The sequence below is a fragment of the Pseudoxanthomonas mexicana genome, assembly GCF_001556105.1.
Lineage (GTDB): Bacteria > Pseudomonadota > Gammaproteobacteria > Xanthomonadales > Xanthomonadaceae > Pseudoxanthomonas_A > Pseudoxanthomonas_A mexicana_A.
In genome coordinates this window covers 184,563-199,844 of sequence record NZ_LSIF01000083.1, presented here as the reverse complement: position 1 = coordinate 199,844, position 15,282 = coordinate 184,563, and the positions used below count along the sequence as shown (strand labels likewise).

The 15,282-nt window shown below is 68.8% G+C and carries 15 protein-coding genes; 7 read left to right on the top strand and 8 right to left on the bottom strand.

Going from position 1 to position 15,282, the window contains the following annotated elements; all coding sequences use genetic code 11:
- Nucleotides 1–6: 6 nt before the first annotated feature.
- From AX730_RS14920 to AX730_RS14905, 4 genes are all read left to right on the top strand, one after another.
- Nucleotides 7–1,098 carry an HlyD family secretion protein gene (locus AX730_RS14920; RefSeq protein WP_062357823.1) on the top strand — a complete coding sequence of 364 codons (1,092 nt, stop codon included), beginning with the start codon at nt 7–9 and terminating at the stop codon, nt 1,096–1,098.
- A 138-nt stretch (nt 1,099–1,236) separates the two neighbouring features.
- Nucleotides 1,237–2,793 carry a DHA2 family efflux MFS transporter permease subunit gene (locus AX730_RS14915; protein ID WP_062357822.1) on the top strand — a complete coding sequence of 519 codons (1,557 nt, stop codon included), beginning with the start codon at nt 1,237–1,239 and terminating at the stop codon, nt 2,791–2,793.
- 1 nt (nt 2,794) lies between these two features.
- Nucleotides 2,795–3,181, top strand: coding sequence for an SMU1112c/YaeR family gloxylase I-like metalloprotein (gene gloA2, locus AX730_RS14910; RefSeq protein WP_062357820.1), 387 nt, complete (start codon nt 2,795–2,797; stop codon nt 3,179–3,181).
- A gap of 198 nt (nt 3,182–3,379) precedes the next feature.
- Nucleotides 3,380–3,847, top strand: coding sequence for a DUF6265 family protein (locus AX730_RS14905; RefSeq protein ID WP_062357819.1), 468 nt, complete (start codon nt 3,380–3,382; stop codon nt 3,845–3,847).
- Nucleotides 3,848–3,853: 6 nt separating this feature from the next.
- Here the strand turns inward: AX730_RS14905 and cysK are convergent, their stop codons facing one another.
- The gene (gene cysK, locus AX730_RS14900; protein ID WP_062357817.1) at nt 3,854–4,828 is read right to left on the bottom strand and encodes a cysteine synthase A; all 975 of its coding nucleotides are present in this window, start codon (nt 4,826–4,828) and stop codon (nt 3,854–3,856) included.
- A gap of 25 nt (nt 4,829–4,853) precedes the next feature.
- The gene (cysG, locus tag AX730_RS14895; protein WP_232310273.1) at nt 4,854–6,308 is read right to left on the bottom strand and encodes a siroheme synthase CysG; all 1,455 of its coding nucleotides are present in this window, start codon (nt 6,306–6,308) and stop codon (nt 4,854–4,856) included.
- A gap of 175 nt (nt 6,309–6,483) precedes the next feature.
- Between cysG and AX730_RS14890 the strand changes: the two genes are divergently transcribed.
- From AX730_RS14890 to AX730_RS14880, 3 genes are all read left to right on the top strand, one after another.
- A complete protein-coding gene (locus tag AX730_RS14890) occupies nt 6,484–7,467 on the top strand; it encodes a LysR family transcriptional regulator (RefSeq protein ID WP_062357813.1) in 984 nt (327 codons plus the stop codon).
- Nucleotides 7,468–7,545: 78 nt separating this feature from the next.
- A complete protein-coding gene (locus AX730_RS14885) occupies nt 7,546–7,893 on the top strand; it encodes a hypothetical protein (protein WP_062357811.1) in 348 nt (115 codons plus the stop codon).
- Nucleotides 7,890–8,273, top strand: a complete 384-nt coding sequence (locus AX730_RS14880; protein ID WP_062357810.1) for a ribosomal maturation YjgA family protein — start codon at nt 7,890–7,892, stop codon at nt 8,271–8,273. The genes AX730_RS14885 and AX730_RS14880 overlap by 4 nt, the downstream gene beginning before the upstream one ends.
- 4 nt (nt 8,274–8,277) lie before the next feature.
- Here the strand turns inward: AX730_RS14880 and AX730_RS14875 are convergent, their stop codons facing one another.
- From AX730_RS14875 to AX730_RS14850, 6 genes are all read right to left on the bottom strand, one after another.
- Nucleotides 8,278–8,643 carry a hypothetical protein gene (locus AX730_RS14875; RefSeq protein WP_062357808.1) on the bottom strand — a complete coding sequence of 122 codons (366 nt, stop codon included), beginning with the start codon at nt 8,641–8,643 and terminating at the stop codon, nt 8,278–8,280.
- Between the two features lie 113 nt (nt 8,644–8,756).
- A complete protein-coding gene (locus AX730_RS14870) occupies nt 8,757–9,527 on the bottom strand; it encodes a LytR/AlgR family response regulator transcription factor (RefSeq protein WP_062357806.1) in 771 nt (256 codons plus the stop codon).
- Nucleotides 9,524–10,786: a sensor histidine kinase gene (locus tag AX730_RS14865; RefSeq protein ID WP_062357884.1), complete on the bottom strand. Its 1,263-nt coding sequence runs from the start codon at nt 10,784–10,786 to the stop codon at nt 9,524–9,526. The genes AX730_RS14870 and AX730_RS14865 overlap by 4 nt, the downstream gene beginning before the upstream one ends.
- Before the next feature lie 146 nt (nt 10,787–10,932).
- Entirely contained in the window at nt 10,933–11,646 is a 714-nt protein-coding gene (locus AX730_RS14860; protein WP_062357805.1) for a phosphoadenylyl-sulfate reductase, read from the bottom strand.
- The gene (gene cysI, locus AX730_RS14855; RefSeq protein ID WP_062357803.1) at nt 11,643–13,346 is read right to left on the bottom strand and encodes an assimilatory sulfite reductase (NADPH) hemoprotein subunit; all 1,704 of its coding nucleotides are present in this window, start codon (nt 13,344–13,346) and stop codon (nt 11,643–11,645) included. The genes AX730_RS14860 and cysI overlap by 4 nt, the downstream gene beginning before the upstream one ends.
- 52 nt (nt 13,347–13,398) lie before the next feature.
- The gene (locus AX730_RS14850; RefSeq protein WP_062357801.1) at nt 13,399–15,264 is read right to left on the bottom strand and encodes an assimilatory sulfite reductase (NADPH) flavoprotein subunit; all 1,866 of its coding nucleotides are present in this window, start codon (nt 15,262–15,264) and stop codon (nt 13,399–13,401) included.
- Nucleotides 15,265–15,282: the final 18 nt, after the last annotated feature.

Below are 15,282 nucleotides of genomic sequence, written 5' to 3'. Positions count from 1 at the left end.
CCCACCATGACCAGCAAGATCAACGAGGCCGCCGAGAACGCGGCCAAGACTCCCGCTCCCAAGCGCCGCCGCGTCCCGGTGTGGCTGTGGATCGCCGGTCCGCTCGCCGTCGCCGGCTTCTTCGGCTGGGAGTACGTCACCTCCAGCCGCGAGGTCAGCACCGACAACGCCTACATCAAGGCCGAGCGTATCCTGATCGCACCGCAGGTCGGCGGGCGCGTCGTCGAAGTGGCCGTGCAGCAGAACCAGCCGGTGAAGAAAGGCGACCTGCTGTTCCGCATCGACGCCGATCCGCTGGCGATCGCGGTCACCCAGAACGAAGCGCTGGTTGCGCGCATGGCCAATACCGCCAGCGCCAGCCGCGCCAAGGTCGTCGGCACCGGTACGTCGATCCAGGCCGCGCGCGAGACGCTGGCCTGGGCGCAGCGCGATTTCGAGCGCATGCAGCAGCTCGCCGGGCAGCAACTGGTGTCGCGCAAGATGCTGGACGACGCGCGTCATGCGGTCGCCGAAGCGCGCACCGACTTGGCCGATGCCATCGCCACGCAGTCCGAAGCCACCGCTTCGCTGAGCGGCAGCCCCGGCACACCGACGCAGGACCTGCCGGAATACCGCGCCGCCATGGCGATGCTGGCCAAGGCCAGGCTCGACCTGGCGCGCGCGGAAGTGCGTGCCCCCGTCGACGGCATCGTCGGCCTGCACGACCTGCAGGTCGGCGAATACCTCAACGTCGGCCAGTCCGCGATGCCACTGGTCGCCACGTCGCCGATCTGGGTGGAAGCCAACTTCAAGGAAACCGAGCTGACGAAGATGCAGGTCGGCCAGGCCGCGACGATCGAAGTCGACTCGTATCCGGGCGTGAAGTGGAAGGCGCACGTCGCGTCCATCGCCCCGGCCTCCGGTGCCGAGTTCAGCGTATTGCCGCCGCAGAACGCCACCGGCAACTGGGTGAAGATCGTGCAGCGCATTCCCGTGCGCCTCGAGATCGACAGTGCTGCCGCCGATGCGCCGCAACTGCGCGCCGGCATGAGCGCCGACGTGCACGTCGAGCTGCGTGACGGCGGTACCGCCTCCAGCCGCGCCACCGCCGCGCGCTGAGTCCGTTTCCATGTCATCCCGGGCGTGCGCGGAGACGGGCGAGGGCACTGTGGTGGGGCCCGGCCCCGCTGACGCCGCGCCCCGGGTGACCTCTGGATCGCCGCACGCCACGTGCACCGATCCCTTCCGGATTTCTCCATGAGCACTTCCACCGCTACCGCCGCGCCTGCACAGGACGACACCGGCAAGCGCACGCTGCTGGTCGGCTCGGTGATGCTGGCCACGCTGATGCAGGCGCTGGACACCACCATCGCCAACGTCGCGCTGCCCGACATGCAGGGCTCGTTGTCGGCCACCCAGGACCAGGTGTCGTGGGTGCTGACCAGCTACATCGTCGCCGCCGCGATCCTGACGCCGGTTACCGGCTGGCTGGCCGGACGCCTCGGGCGCCGCCGCCTGCTGATCATCGCGGTCAGCGGTTTCACCGTCGCCTCGCTGCTGTGCGGCATCGCCAGCGGCATTGGCGAAATGGTGGCGTTCCGCATCCTGCAAGGCGTGTTCGGCGCGTCGCTGGTGCCGATCTCGCAGTCGCTGCTGCTCGACGCCTTCCCGAAAGAGAAGCATGGCGCGGCGATGGCGATGTGGGGCATGGGCATCATGGTCGGGCCGATCCTCGGTCCGCCGCTGGGCGGCTTCCTGACCCAGAACTACAGCTGGCACTGGGTGTTCCTGATCAACCTGCCGATCGGCATCCTCGCGCTGCTCGGCATCATGGCCAGCGTCAAGAAGGACGTGCCGCACCAGCGTCCGCTCGATGGCGTCGGCCTGGCGCTGCTGGCGCTCGGCATCGGCGCGCTGCAGCTGTTCCTCGACCGCGGGCAGAGCGAGGACTGGTTCGGCAGCGTCGAGATCCAGATCGAAGCCGCGCTCGCGTTCCTGGCGCTCTACATGTACGGCCTGTGGTGGTGGCGTCGGCGCGACCATGCGTTGCTCGACCTCGGCCTGCTGAAGAACGCGAACTTCGCCGTCGGCTGCGCGCTGATCTTCGTCGTCGGCATCGTGCTGTTCGCCACGCTGGCGCTGCTGCCGCCCTACCTCAGCACGCTGATGAACTATCCGGTGCTGACCATCGGCCTGGTGCTCGCACCGCGCGGTGTCGGCACGATGTTCAGCATGATGATCGTCGGCCGCCTGCTGGGCCGCATCGATGCGCGTTGGCCGATCCTGGTCGGCATGGGCCTGATGGTGGTCTCGCTGCACGGCATGACCCAGTTCGGACCGAATGCGTCGATGGAATCGATCGTCTGGCTCGGTGTGGTGCAGGGCATGGGACTGGGCCTGGTGTTCGTACCGATCTCCACGGTCGCCTACGCCACGCTGGAACCGCACCAGCGCACCGAGGCCGCCGGCCTTTTCAGCCTGGTGCGCAACATCGGCTCGTCGGTCGGCATTTCGGTGGTGATGACGATGCTGTCGCGCGCCATGCAGGTGAACCATGCCGAGATCGGCGCGCGCATTCCCGCCTTCGGTGCCGAGACGACGCTGCTGCCTCCGGCGATGGATCCATCCACCGCCACCGGCCTGGCGCTGCTCAATGCCGAGGTGAACCGGCAGGCGGCGGCCATCGGCTACCTCAACGACTTCAAGCTGATGATGCTGCTGACGCTGGTGTCGATGCCGCTGGTGCTGCTGATGCGGGGCGGCAAGGCGCCGTCGGGCGGCAATGCCGGCGCGGACGCCGCGGCGGCGCACTGACATGCGCATCGACGGCCTGCATCACGTCGCGATCATCGCGTCGGACTATGCGCGGTCGAAGCAGTTCTATGTCGAGGTGCTGGGCCTGCGCGTGGTCGCGGAGCACTACCGTGCCGAGCGCGACTCGTGGAAGCTCGATCTCGCGCTGCCTGACGGCACGCAGGTCGAGCTGTTCTCGTTTCCGTCGCCACCACCGCGCGTGTCGCGTCCGGAAGCCTGCGGCTTGCGCCATCTCGCGCTGCGGGTCGCCGACCTCGATGCCGCCGTCGCGCACCTGAGCACGCACGGTGTGGCCAGCGAGCCGGTTCGCATCGACGAATACACCGGTCGTCGCTTCACCTTCTTCGCCGATCCGGACGACCTGCCGCTGGAGTTCTACGAGCAATAGGCTGCTCGCTGTGGGAGCGACGTGAGTCGCGATCGCACGCCACCAGTCCTCGATAGATCGCCGGCCTGCTGCAAGACCTCCGACGTTCAGCGCTCACGATCGCGACTCACGTCGCTCCCACGCCGACATTCGGATCGCCCGTCCGCTGTTGCGCCTGCTAAGGTCGCGAGACAAGCGATCAACGTTGCGAGCGTACCCATGAAGCGCCTGGTGACATCTTTCCTGTCCCTGTCGACGGTACTGATGGCCACGCCGGCACTGGCCGGCGATCTGGACTGGCTCGCCGGCCACTGGTGTGGTGTGAGCGGCAAGACCTTCAGCGAAGAGACCTGGATGGCGCCGCGCGGCGGGGTGCTGGTCGGCATGCACCGCGACACGCGCGATGGCAAGGCGACGGGCTTCGAGTTCATGCGCATCGCGCATCAGGACGGACGCTGGGTGTTGCTCGCGCAACCTGGCGGGAAAGCCGTCACTGAATTTCCGGCGGAGCGGGTAGAGCAGGATCGCGTTGTGTTCACCAATCCCGCGCATGGCTTTCCGAAGCGCGTGATCTATTCGCGGTCCGATGCCGACACACTGCATGCACGCGTCGACGACGGGCACGACGACGGCCAGGCCATGGAATGGACATGGCAGCGCGATTGCGTCGCGCCGCCATTGTCCTGACATCGGTTACGGCAGGGCGGCGTCACCCAGCGACGACAGCCACTCGTCGTCCGAGCCTTCGTTGACGCCTTCGAACAGCGGCGTGGAGAAATAGCGCTCGCCGGTGTCCGGCAGGACCGCCAGGATCACGTCGCCGGGCTTGGCTTTCTGCGCGACCTGCAGCGCAGCCGCGACGGTGGCGCCGGCGGAGATGCCGACGAAGATGCCTTCCTCCGCGGCCAACCGGCGCGAGGTGGCGATGGCGTCGACGTCGGTGACCGGCAGGATCTCGTCGGCGACCTCGCGGTTCAGCACGTCCGGCACGAAGTCCGGCGTCCAGCCCTGGATCTTGTGCGGCTGCCATTCCTTGCCCTGCAGTAGCGACGCACCGGCGGGTTCCGATGCCGTGATGCGCACTTCCGGTCGCGCCACCTTCAGCACTTCGCCGACGCCGGTCAGCGTGCCGCCGGTGCCCCAGCCGGTGACGAAATGGTCGAGACGGTGGCCGGCGAAATCGCGCAGGATTTCCGCCGCCGTCGTCTGCCGGTGATAAGCCGGATTGGCGGGATTGGCGAACTGGCGGGCGAGGAACCAGCCGTGCTGCTTGGCCAGTTCTTCGGCCCTGCGCACCATGCCGCTGCCGCGCTCGGCGGCCGGCGTCAGGATGACCTTGGCGCCGTACGCGCGCATCAGTTTGCGGCGTTCGATCGAGAAGGTTTCCACCATCGTCGCGACGAACTTGTAGCCGCGTGCGGCGGCCACCATCGCCAGCGCCACGCCGGTGTTGCCGGACGTCGCTTCGACGATGGTGTCGCCCGGCTTCAGCAGGCCCTTCGCTTCCGCGTCGAGGATGATCGCCAGCGCCAGGCGGTCCTTCACCGAGCCACCCGGGTTGAACGATTCGACCTTGGCGTAGAGGGTGACGTGCTCGGGCGCGACGCGGTGCAGTTTGACGACCGGGGTGCGGCCGATGGTGTCCAGGATGCTGTCGTAGAGGGCCATGAGGTGTCCTTGGGGCGTCGAAAGGTCAGGCAGCCTGCAGTGTGGGCGTCGGCAGGTTGCGGGAGTGTGTCGGGGTGGCGGCGCCGATGGGCGGTTGGCCGAACCAGTGCAGCGTATCCGCCAGCGCGGCCACCTCGCCGAGGATCAGCAGCGCGGGTGAGCGCACCTGGTGGAAACGCGCGGTTTCCGGCAGATCGGCCAGGGAGCCGTTCACCACCCGTTGATCGCGGCGCGAGCCGTTCTCGATCAGGGCGAAGGGCGTGGACGGCGCACGTCCGTGCGCGATGAGCCGGTCGCGCAGGCCTTCCAGTCCGGCCACGCCCATGTACACGGCCAGCGTCTGCCGCTCCTGCGCCAGCGCCTGCCAGTCGAGGGTGTCGAACGAATCCTTGCAGTGCGCGGTCACCAGCTTCACCGACTGCGCATGCTCGCGATGTGTCAGCGGAATACCGGCATAGGCCGCGCACGCCAGCGCCGCGGTGATGCCGGGGACCACCTCGTACGGAATACCGTGCGCGCGCAGGTACTCGATTTCCTCGCCGCCGCGACCGAACACGAACGGATCGCCACCCTTCAGGCGCACCACGCGCTTGCCGGCGCGCGCATGCTCCAGCATCAGCGCGTGGATGTCGTCCTGGCGCGTGCTCTGGCCCGTCGCCGACTTGCCGACTTCGATGTAGGTCGCGTCCCGCCGACCGAGACGCAGCACGTCCTCGCTGACCAGGCGGTCGTGCAGGATCACGTCGGCCTCGTTCATCGCCCGCAGCGCATTGAGCGTGAGCAGGCCGGCGTCGCCCGGGCCGGCGCCGACCACCGCGACCGAGCCGCCGCGCGTGGAGGGCACATGCTCGTCGAGCATCGCCTGGAAATGCTGCTCGGCCTGCGTATGCAGCTGCTGCCGGTACAGGCGCGGCAGTGGGCCGGCCAGCAGCTTTTCGAAGAAGCGGCGACGCTCGGCGGTCTGAGGAAAGCGTTGGCGGATCCGCCGGCGCTGGCGGGTGAACAGGTCGGCCAGCGAGGCCCAGGAATCGTCGAGCAGGGTCTCGAGCTGGCGGCGCAGGTGCCGGGCCAGCATCGGTGCGCCGCCGCCGCTGGAGATGGCGACCTGCAGCGGGCCGCGCTCGACGATGGCCGGGACCTGGAAGGAGGACAGTTCGCCGTCGTCGACGATGTTGGCGAATACGTGGCGGGCTTCGGCGACGGCCGCGACGGCGCGGTTGACGGTCGCATCGTCGGTCGCCGCGACCACCAGCCAGGTACCCGACAGCCAGTGGGCATCGAAGCGCCCGGTGATCCACTCGATCCGGCCCTCTTCATGCCACGCGCGCAGGCGTGGGCTCAGCTCGGGCGAACCGACGCGTGGGCGGGCGCCGGCGTGCAGCAGGGCTTCCGTCTTGCGCTCCGCCACTGGGCCGCCACCGACGACCAGGACCCGGCGGCCTTGCAGGTCGGCGAACAAGGGAAACAACGGAGCGCTCACGGGCGTTGGCACAGGTCGGCTGGGCTGTTGACCGTACTGCCGGCTCATGGTGGTCGGAAATGACATCCCACCAAAACCATATAGCTTGCGGTTATGAGCGGTGCCGGCTACGGTCCCGGCAAATCATCTACAGTCCAAGGCCCCTCCCGGTGGGCCCGTGGGCCCTCCAACGCCGATGACGCTGACCCAACTCCGCTACCTGGTGGCGATCGCCGATGCCGACCTCAACATCACGCTGGCGGCGGCGCGCGTGCACGCCACCCAGCCCGGCCTGTCCAAGCAGCTCAAGCAACTGGAGGACGAACTGGGCTTCCTGTTGTTCGTGCGCAAGGGCCGCAGCCTGGAGAGCGTGACGCCGGCCGGGCAGGAAGTGATCGACCGTGCGCGGCTGGTGCTGGCCGAGGCCAACAACATCCGCACCTACGCGGCCAACCAGCGCCGCGAGAGCCAGGGCCAGCTGGTGCTGGTCACCACTCATACGCAGGCGCGCTTCGTGCTGCCGCCGGCCATCGCGCAGATCAAGCGCGACTTCCCGCAGGTCAGCGTGCACCTGCAGCAGGCGCCGGAAAGTCAGGCGCTGGACCTGCTGACGCAGGGCGATGCCGATATGGCGGTGGTCAGCACTGCCGGCGACCAGCCGCAGGCCGGCATCGCCGTGCCGCTGTACCGCTGGCGTCGTCTGGTGCTGGTGCCGCGCGGCCACGCGCTGGAACAGCTCGGTCGCGTACCCGGCATGGCCGACCTGGCCGACCAGCCGCTGATCAGTTACGAATCCTCGACGCGACCGGGGTCGTCCCTGCAGCGTGCCTTCGCCAAGGTCGGGCTGGAACCGAACATCGCACTGACCGCACTCGACGCCGACCTGATCAAGACCTATGTCCGCGCCGGCCTCGGCGTCGGCCTGCTGGCCGAGATGGCGGTGAATGCGTCCGACACCGACCTGCGCGCCTGGCCGGCCCCAACGGAAGTGAAGGAATGCATCGCGTGGGCCGTGCTGCCGCGCGAGCGCGTCCTGCGCGATTACGCGCTGGACCTGGTGCGCGCGCTGGCGCCGCAGATCGACCGCCGCGACCTGCGCCGGGTCATCGACGGCAACCAGGATCCGGATTGGCCGGAGCCGCCGACCTGGCAGTCGCTGACCCAGACCATCACCAGCTGACGGCTACTCCGGCGGTGTGATTGACGCGGCGTGCCTGCGGGAGCGAGTCTGCATGCACTCCCTCCTTCATGGCTCTCGATGAACCGCATCTCCCGGATGGTCGCCCGCATGTACGCCCCGGCCGTGGTACTCGCGGTGGGCGGTTTCGCCACGGCGGAGGTGGTCACGCGCACCGAGCGCGCGTTCGGTGATCTCACGCCGCAGCGGTTGGCTTCGCTCTCGTTCCTGCTGGCGATCCTGTTGGGCACCGCGTGGGCGCTGCATTCCAGCTGGCGGCTCTATCGCTGGGCGCGTGGCCGCGAGCTGCGCTGCGCCTGCGGCGGCATGATGTCGCGCATCCGCTACAACCGGCAACGGCAGAAGTACCGCAAATGCCTGGCCTGTGGCAGCAAGAGCCTCGAAGGCGCGCATTGCGGCAGTGCATGAGGTGGCGGTTCGATCCGGTCGCGGCGGGGTGGGCGCTCGGTCTGTTCGTGTTGCTCGTCCTGCTGGCGACCGTGGGCGCAGGACTGGGTTGGGTGCGCAGTTTCGTCGGCGACGTGCTCGCCGTTGTCTGGGTGCATGGCCTGCTCGCCAGTGTCGCGTGGCTGCGTCCACCGACGCGTCCGCTGATCGCGCTCGCCGTGGGGCTGGCTGTCGAAGCGGCGCAGTACGTCAACCAGCTGGCGGGCTGGCAGCCCGCGTCGCCAGTGCTGCGCATCGTGCTGGGCAGCACGCCGGACCTGCTCGACGTGGTCGCCTACCTGATCGGCTTCGTGCTGGCCTGCGTGATGGAGCGGCGCATGGCGAAGGCGCCAACCGCCTGACCGGTCACGACGGGCAGCGTTCGCCGACTGCCTGTTGCGCGACGCACTCGCGGTAACCGTCGGGCAGGCCGCGGATCTCGTGCGTCCTGCCGGGCGCCAGCACGAAATTCTCCAATGTGGTGCGGGCGCACGCGGCCGGGTTCTCGCCGGGTGCCGGCGTCGGGCAACGCTCGGTGTAGACAAGGTAGTGGCACTGGCCACTTTCGCTGGCGAAGCACTCGAACCTGGCCACGCCTTCCTTCAGCGTGCTCTTGCTGAAGAGCGTGTCGACCCCGTTGGCGGTGCTGCGGTGGATGGTGGTGACGCTGGGCTTGTCGTCGCATCCTGCCAGGGCCAGCAGGCAGGACATCAGGGAGGTGATGATGCGCATGGCGGTTTCCTTGGGTGTTCCGTTGGGCAAAGGCATGCCCTCCACGACGCGGGCGCGTCGTGCCGGCGATGCCACGTTGGATGCCGCGCAGGGCGGGCGGGTTTAGAGCGGTGCTACATGGTGCGGAACAGCGTCATGAAGGGCTGGCTGACGGTCAGCACTTCCGGGCGCGTCTTCAGCTTCAGCCGGCCGCGACCGGCATCGTCGCGGCTGACCGAGGCGACCTGCTTCATGTTGACGATAGTGGAACGGTGGATCTGCTTGAAGGTGTTCGCGTCCAGCGAATCGAGCAGTTCACGCAGCGGTGTGCGCAGCAGCGATTCGCCATCGGCCGTCATCACGGTGGTGTACTTGTTGTCGGCCTGGAAGTAGGCCACGTCGTCCACCATGATCAGCTTGGTGTCCTTGCCCGCACTGGCGGTGATCCAGACCAGCGCAGGTTTGCTCGACGTTTCCTGTCGCGCGGACAGGTGGCGCAGCAACGCGTCCAGTGTGGCGCCGTCCGGATGTCCCGCCGTCGCGCGCGCCTGGATGCGCTGTACGGTGGCCAGCAGGCGTTCGCGGGTGATCGGCTTCAGCAGGTAGTCGATCGCGCCCTGCTCGAACGCATCGACCGCGTACTGGTCGTAGGCGGTGACGAACACCACCTGCGTGCGCGGGCTTGCTTCGGCCAGGCCGCGCGCGACTTCGATGCCGGTCAGGCCCGGCATGCGGATGTCGAGGAAGGCCACGTCCGGCTGCAGCTCGGCGATCGATTCCAGCGCGCTGGCGCCGTCCTCGCATTCGGCCACGATGTCCAGCTGCGGCCAGGCTTCCTTCAGCAGCGAGGACAGCGCGGTGCGCAGCAGTTCCTCGTCTTCGGCGATCACGCCCCGGAAGTTCATGCGGCACCTGCCTTGCCGGTCAGCGGCAGCGTCAGCGTGGCGGCGACGCCACTGGGGAAGTTGGAGACGATGGCGAACGAGGCGTCGCCACCGAAGGTCAGGCGCAGTCGTTCGCGCAGGTTCTTCAGGCCGATGCCGGTGCCGCTGCTCTGGCCGCCGAAGCCCTGGCCGTCGTCGGCGACGGTGAGCGTGGCGTGGTCGTCGTGCTGGCGGGCCAGGATCCAGATGGTGCCGCCGCCGGTCTTGGGCTCGAGGCCGTGCTTGATCGCGTTCTCGACCAGCGTCTGCAGCATCATCGACGGCATCGGCACCGACTTCAGCGTATCCGGCACTTCGATCTGCAGGGACAGGCGGCTGCCCATGCGGATCTTCAGGATCTCGAGGTAGGCCAGCGTGCGTTCCAGTTCCTCGCCCAGCGTCGACAGTGCATCGTCGGTGCGCGGCAGCGAGCTGCGCAGGTACTGGATCAGGTGGCCGAGCATCACGTCGGCGCGCGGCGGATCGGTGCGCGTCAGCACCTGCGCGCTGGCCAGCGTGTTGTAGAGGAAGTGCGGTTCCACCTGCGCATTGAGCAGGTTCAGGCGCGCCACCGTCAGTTCCTTTTCGTTGACGGTCTGCACGACATCGGCCTGTTCCTGGCGGCGCTGGTCGGCGACGCGGCGGGTGATCGCACGGGTGACCGCTTCGGCGTTCTCCACGTTGACACCGTCGTCAAGCACGAACAGGTCCAGCCATGCGCTCGCGTCCGGACCCACCATCAGGGTGATGCTGCTGGTGCCGTTGCCGGGCGTGACCGTGGCCTGCACCAGGTCACGCTTCACCGCGAAGCGGGCCATGATGTTGAAGCGCGAAGGTTGGCTGGGACCGTCGAAACTGTCGATGCGGCGCACCTTGACCCGCACCTGCAGGCTGTCGGGCGCGCTTTCCGCGTCCTCGGCGCGAGGCAGTTCGCGCAGCGCGCCTTCGATCAGGGCGAAGGCCGCGGCGGTGTCCAGCGGCACTTCGATCTGCCGGCGCTGCCGGCTGGACAGCGCCGCGCTGTCCAGGCGTCCGGTGATCAGCCAGATGCGACGCAGGTGGCTGATCGTGCCGATCAGCACCGAGGCCATGACCAGGGTCATCGCCAGACTGAAGATCCAGTTGGCGCCGTCGGCTACGAACGTCCGGTCAAAGATGCCGTTCCACACCAGGCCTGCGATGAGCACCGCGCCGAACCAGGCGACCAGGATGCGGATGATCAGGAGCAGGCTGGGGAACACGTCGGACACCACGGCGTTGGGAGTGCCGTGGAGGATAGCCCGCTGGTCCGGAGAGGGAAGAGGGGCCGCGACGGACGCGGCGATGCGGCGACGAAACCGGGAAGCGAGGGTGCGAACGGATCAGTCCGGCGGGCGCCGGCGGCGTCTCAGACGTCGATGTGGATGCCGCACTCGCGCTTGAGGCCGTTGAAACGGGTGTCCTCCTCGCGCATGCCGGGCTCCCAACGCCGCGTGGTGTGGAAGTCGCCGATCGACACGTAGCCCTGCTCCCACAGCGGGTGGTAGGGCAGGTCGTGCTGCTTCATGTACTGCCACACGTCGCGGTCGGTCCAGTCGACGATCGGGTTGATCTTCCAGCGTTCCTCGCGCTGCTGCAGCACCGGCGCGCCAGCGCGGCTGGTCGCCTGGACGCGTCGCAGGCCGGTGAACCAGGTGCCCACGCCCAGCTCCTTCAGAGCGCGCTTCATCGGCTCGACCTTGCGCAGGCTGTTGTACTGCTCGATGCCGACCAGGCCCTGTTCCCACAGGCGGCCGTGGCGCGCCTCCATCCAGGCGCGGCTGACCAGCGGGCGGAACACCTGCAGGTTGAGGTTCAGCCGCTCGACCAGCTCGTCGGCGAAGCGGTAGGTCTCGGGAAACAGGTAGCCGGTGTCGATCAGTACCACCGGCACGTCCGGCTTCTGCTGCGTGACCATGTGCAGCAGCACCGCGGCCTGTGCGCCGAAGCTGGACGACATCGCGGCTTCCGCCGGGCCGTGCTTGAGTGCCCAGCCGACGCGCTGTTCGGCGGTCTGCGTTTCCAGCCACGCGTTGTGCTCCACGATCTGGTCCGTGTCGAGGGAGAGGGCGAGGGCGCTCATGCGTGAAGTTCCAGTGCGATCTGTCGGTGGGTGGGGTAGGCGGGCAGGGCGACCACGCCGCTGCGGTGGAGGAAGTCGCCGAAGCCTTCGCCGTCGCTGCGTTCGCCGGCATAGCGAGCGAACAGGCCGTCCAGCGTGTCGAGGATGGCGGCTTCGTCGATGTTCTCGCGGTACAGCGTGTTGAGGCGCTGGCCGCGCGCATCACCGCCGAGCATCAGGTTGTAGCGTCCGGGCGCCTTGCCGACGAGCGCGATCTCCGCGAGGTACGGCCGCGAGCACCCGTTCGGGCAACCGGAGATGCGCAGCACGATCGGCGACTCGCCAAGGCCATGGGCTTCCAGCAGCGGCTGCAGCTTGGTGGTGAAGTCCGGCAGGTAGCGCTCGGCTTCCGCCATCGCCAGGCCGCAGGTCGGCAGCGACACGCAGGCGACCGCGGCGCGCTGCAGCGCCGTGCCAAGACGCTGGCCGGCATCCAGGCCATGCGTCTTCGCCAGCGCGTCGATGCGCTCGCGCTCGCCTGCCGGCACGCCGGCGATGACCAGGTTCTGGTTCGCCGTCATGCGGAACTCACCGCGATGGACGTTGGCGATCTCGCGCAGCCCGGTCAGGTGCGTGGCGTGCGCGGTATCGGCGATGCGACCGGCGTACAGATGCAGGGTCAGGTGCCAGCGGCCGTCCTCGCCTTCCACCCAGCCGTAGCGGTCGCCGTTGTGCTCGAAACGGAACGCCCGCACCGGCTGCAGCGTGATACCGCTGCGCCGCTCGATTTCCGCGACCACCGTGTCCAGGCCGTGGTCGTCGATGGTGTACTTGAAGCGCGCGCGCTTGCGCTGCACGCGATTGCCGAGATCGCGCTGGGTGGTGACCACGGCGGTGGCGACGTCCAGCAGTTGTTCCGGCGTGATGAAGCCGACCACGTTGCCGACGCGCGGATAGGTTTCCGCATCGCCATGGGTCGCGCCCATGCCGCCGCCGATGACCAGGTTGAAGCCGGCCAGCACGCCGTCTTCCAGCACGGCGATGAAGCCGAGGTCGTTGGCGAATACGTCCACGTCGTTCACCGGTGGCACGGCGAAGCCGACCTTGAACTTGCGCGGCAGGTAGGTGGCGCCGTAGATCGGCTCCTCTTCCTCGCCGCTGCCGGCCACGCGCTCTTCGTCCAGCCAGATCTCGTAGTAGGCGCGGGTGTTGGGCAGCAGGTGCTCGGACAGTTTCGCCGCCCACGCCTGCACCTCGGCATGCGCGCGCGACTCCAGCGGGTTGGCCGCGACCAGCACGTTGCGGTTGACGTCGCCGCAGGCGGCCAGCGTGTCGATCAGCGCGGCGTTGATGGCCTGCATCGTGGCCTTCAGTTCGCGCTTGATCACGCCGTGGAACTGGAAGGCCTGCCGCGTGGTGATGCGCAGCGAGTGGTTGGCGTACTGCGTGGCGATGGCGTCCAGCTTCAGCCACTGCTCCGGCGTGACCACGCCGCCGGGCGTGCGCGTGCGGATCATGAACTGGTAGGCCGGCTCCAGCTTCTGCCGGCGGCGCTCGTCGCGCAGGTCGCGGTCGTCCTGCTGGTAGCTGCCGTGATACTTGATCAGGGTCTGGTCCGATTCGCGCAGCGCGCCGGTGACCGGATCGGCCAGGCTGTCGAGCAGGCTGCCGCGCAGGCGGTTGCTCTCGGATTTGATGTCTTCGACGGAATGGTTGCTCATGGGGTTTCCACTGTAGGAGCGACGTGAGTCGCGACCGGAAGGTTGCAGGTCGTCAATACACGTCGCGCCCGTAGCGTCCCTCCGTCTGCAGGTCCACCAGGTATTCGCGGGCGGCGTCTTCATCCAGCCCGCCGTGTTCGACCACGATCGCCTGCAGTGCGGCATGCACGTCCTTGCCCATCGCGATGGCTCCGCACACGTAGAGATGGGCGCCGTTCTGCAGCCAGTCATAGACGTCGCGGCCGCGCTCGCGCAGGCGGTCCTGCACGTAGATCTTGCGGGCCTGGTCACGCGAGAACGCCAGGTCCAGGCGGTGCAGTTCGCCGTTGCGCAGCGCGTCCTGCCATTCGCTCTGGTAGAAGAAGCCGTGGTTGAAATGCGGGGCGCCGAACAGCAGCCAGTTGCGGCCGCGCGCGCCGGTTTCCGCACGCTCCTGCACGAAGCCGCGGAACGGCGCCACGCCGGTGCCCGGACCGATCATCATGATGTCGCGGCTGCCGTCGGCCGGCACGCGGAAGCGCTCGTTGGCTTCGATGTAGACCGGCACCTGGTCGCCTTCCTCGCGGGCGGCGAGGAAGCCGCTGGCCGCGCCGCCGTGGGCGTGGCCGAAGGCGTCGTAGCCGAGGACGTCGACGGTGAGGTGCGCTTCCTCGCCGACGCGCTTGCGGCTGGAGGCGATGGAGTAGAGGCGCGGCGCCAGCGGACGCAGCGCGGCGACCAGCTCCTGCGCACTCCAGCCCGCCGGCCAGCGACGCAGCACGTCGACCAGCTGGTGCGTGTTGAACAGCTGCGCCAGCGTGCCGTTCTGCGCCGGGGCAAGCAGGGCATTGAGGTCGTCGGCCTGCGCATGCGCGGCATGGGTGGCGAGGAAGGGGCGCGACAGCCGGGTCAGTTCGCGGCGCGCCGCCAGCCATTCGCGCAACGGCAGGGTGTCGCCACCCTCGCTGACGGCCGTCTCGCCGTCCAGCCGCAGCGCCTCGAGCACACCCTCGACCAGCACGCCGGGATTGCGGTGGCGCACGCCGAGCGCATCGCCAGGTTCGTAGTGCAGGCCGCTGCCGTCCAGCGACAGTTCGATGTGGCGCACATCCTTGTCGGCGGTGCCGTGCTGGCCGAAGCGCGGTCCCTTGAAGTCTCGGCCGCTGATGCGCTGGTTGAGCAGCAGTTCGGCGGGGAAGGGGTGTTCGTGCGACCACACCGCCGCCTGGCCGGGGCGCAGCGGCGTGACGGTTGCCAGCGCCGTCGCGGCGGCCGGTGCTTTCAGCAGATCGCGGGCCTGCGTCAGCGCCTGCTCGCGCCACGGGGTGGCGACGGTGTCGATATCGAGGTCGGCCGCGCCGGCCGGGAGCAGACGGGTCGCGCCGAGATCGGCCAGGCGGACATCCAGACGCTGGGAGATGCCGCAGAAATCCGCATAGCTGGAGTCGCCCAGGCCGAGCACGGCGTACTTCAGCTCCGGGAGCTTGGGTGCGCGCTTGCCGCTGATGAATTCGACCAGGCCGATGCTGTCGTCCGGCGGATCGCCTTCGCCCTGGGTGCTGATGACGATATAGAGCAGGCGCTCGCTGGCCAGTTCGCGCTGCGGGTAGGCATCGGCGCGCAGCAGGCGGACCGACAGGCCGCTGGCTTCGGCCTGCTGGGCCAGGGCCTCGGCGGCGCGGCGGGCATTGCCGGTCTGGCTGCCGTAGACGATGGTCAGGCGCTGGGCGGTCAGGGCGCCGGTGGCGGGCGCAATCGCCTTGGGTGAGGCGGGAGCCGATGCGGACTGTGGAGCCAGCTGCGCCTGCGCCAGGCCGGCGGCGTAGCCGGAGACCCACCACAGGCTGGCGCCGTCCAGCCCGGCCACCGCCTGGGCCAGCAGCGCCCGCCGTTCCTCCACGAGGGGGATGGGGGCGAGGACTGGCTGGGTGGCGGACATCGGCGTGGCCCGTGGGCG

Coding starts and splice junctions, on each gene's coding strand:
- AX730_RS14920 (WP_062357823.1), top strand. CDS start 7: ATGACCAGCAAGATCAACGAGGCCGCCGAGAACGCGGCCAAGACTCCC.
- AX730_RS14915 (WP_062357822.1), top strand. CDS start 1,237: ATGAGCACTTCCACCGCTACCGCCGCGCCTGCACAGGACGACACCGGC.
- gloA2 (WP_062357820.1), top strand. CDS start 2,795: ATGCGCATCGACGGCCTGCATCACGTCGCGATCATCGCGTCGGACTAT.
- AX730_RS14905 (WP_062357819.1), top strand. CDS start 3,380: ATGAAGCGCCTGGTGACATCTTTCCTGTCCCTGTCGACGGTACTGATG.
- cysK (WP_062357817.1), bottom strand. CDS start 4,828: ATGGCCCTCTACGACAGCATCCTGGACACCATCGGCCGCACCCCGGTC.
- AX730_RS14890 (WP_062357813.1), top strand. CDS start 6,484: ATGACGCTGACCCAACTCCGCTACCTGGTGGCGATCGCCGATGCCGAC.
- AX730_RS14885 (WP_062357811.1), top strand. CDS start 7,546: ATGAACCGCATCTCCCGGATGGTCGCCCGCATGTACGCCCCGGCCGTG.
- AX730_RS14880 (WP_062357810.1), top strand. CDS start 7,890: ATGAGGTGGCGGTTCGATCCGGTCGCGGCGGGGTGGGCGCTCGGTCTG.
- AX730_RS14875 (WP_062357808.1), bottom strand. CDS start 8,643: ATGCGCATCATCACCTCCCTGATGTCCTGCCTGCTGGCCCTGGCAGGA.
- AX730_RS14870 (WP_062357806.1), bottom strand. CDS start 9,527: ATGAACTTCCGGGGCGTGATCGCCGAAGACGAGGAACTGCTGCGCACC.
- AX730_RS14860 (WP_062357805.1), bottom strand. CDS start 11,646: ATGAGCGCCCTCGCCCTCTCCCTCGACACGGACCAGATCGTGGAGCAC.
- cysI (WP_062357803.1), bottom strand. CDS start 13,346: ATGAGCAACCATTCCGTCGAAGACATCAAATCCGAGAGCAACCGCCTG.
- AX730_RS14850 (WP_062357801.1), bottom strand. CDS start 15,264: ATGTCCGCCACCCAGCCAGTCCTCGCCCCCATCCCCCTCGTGGAGGAA.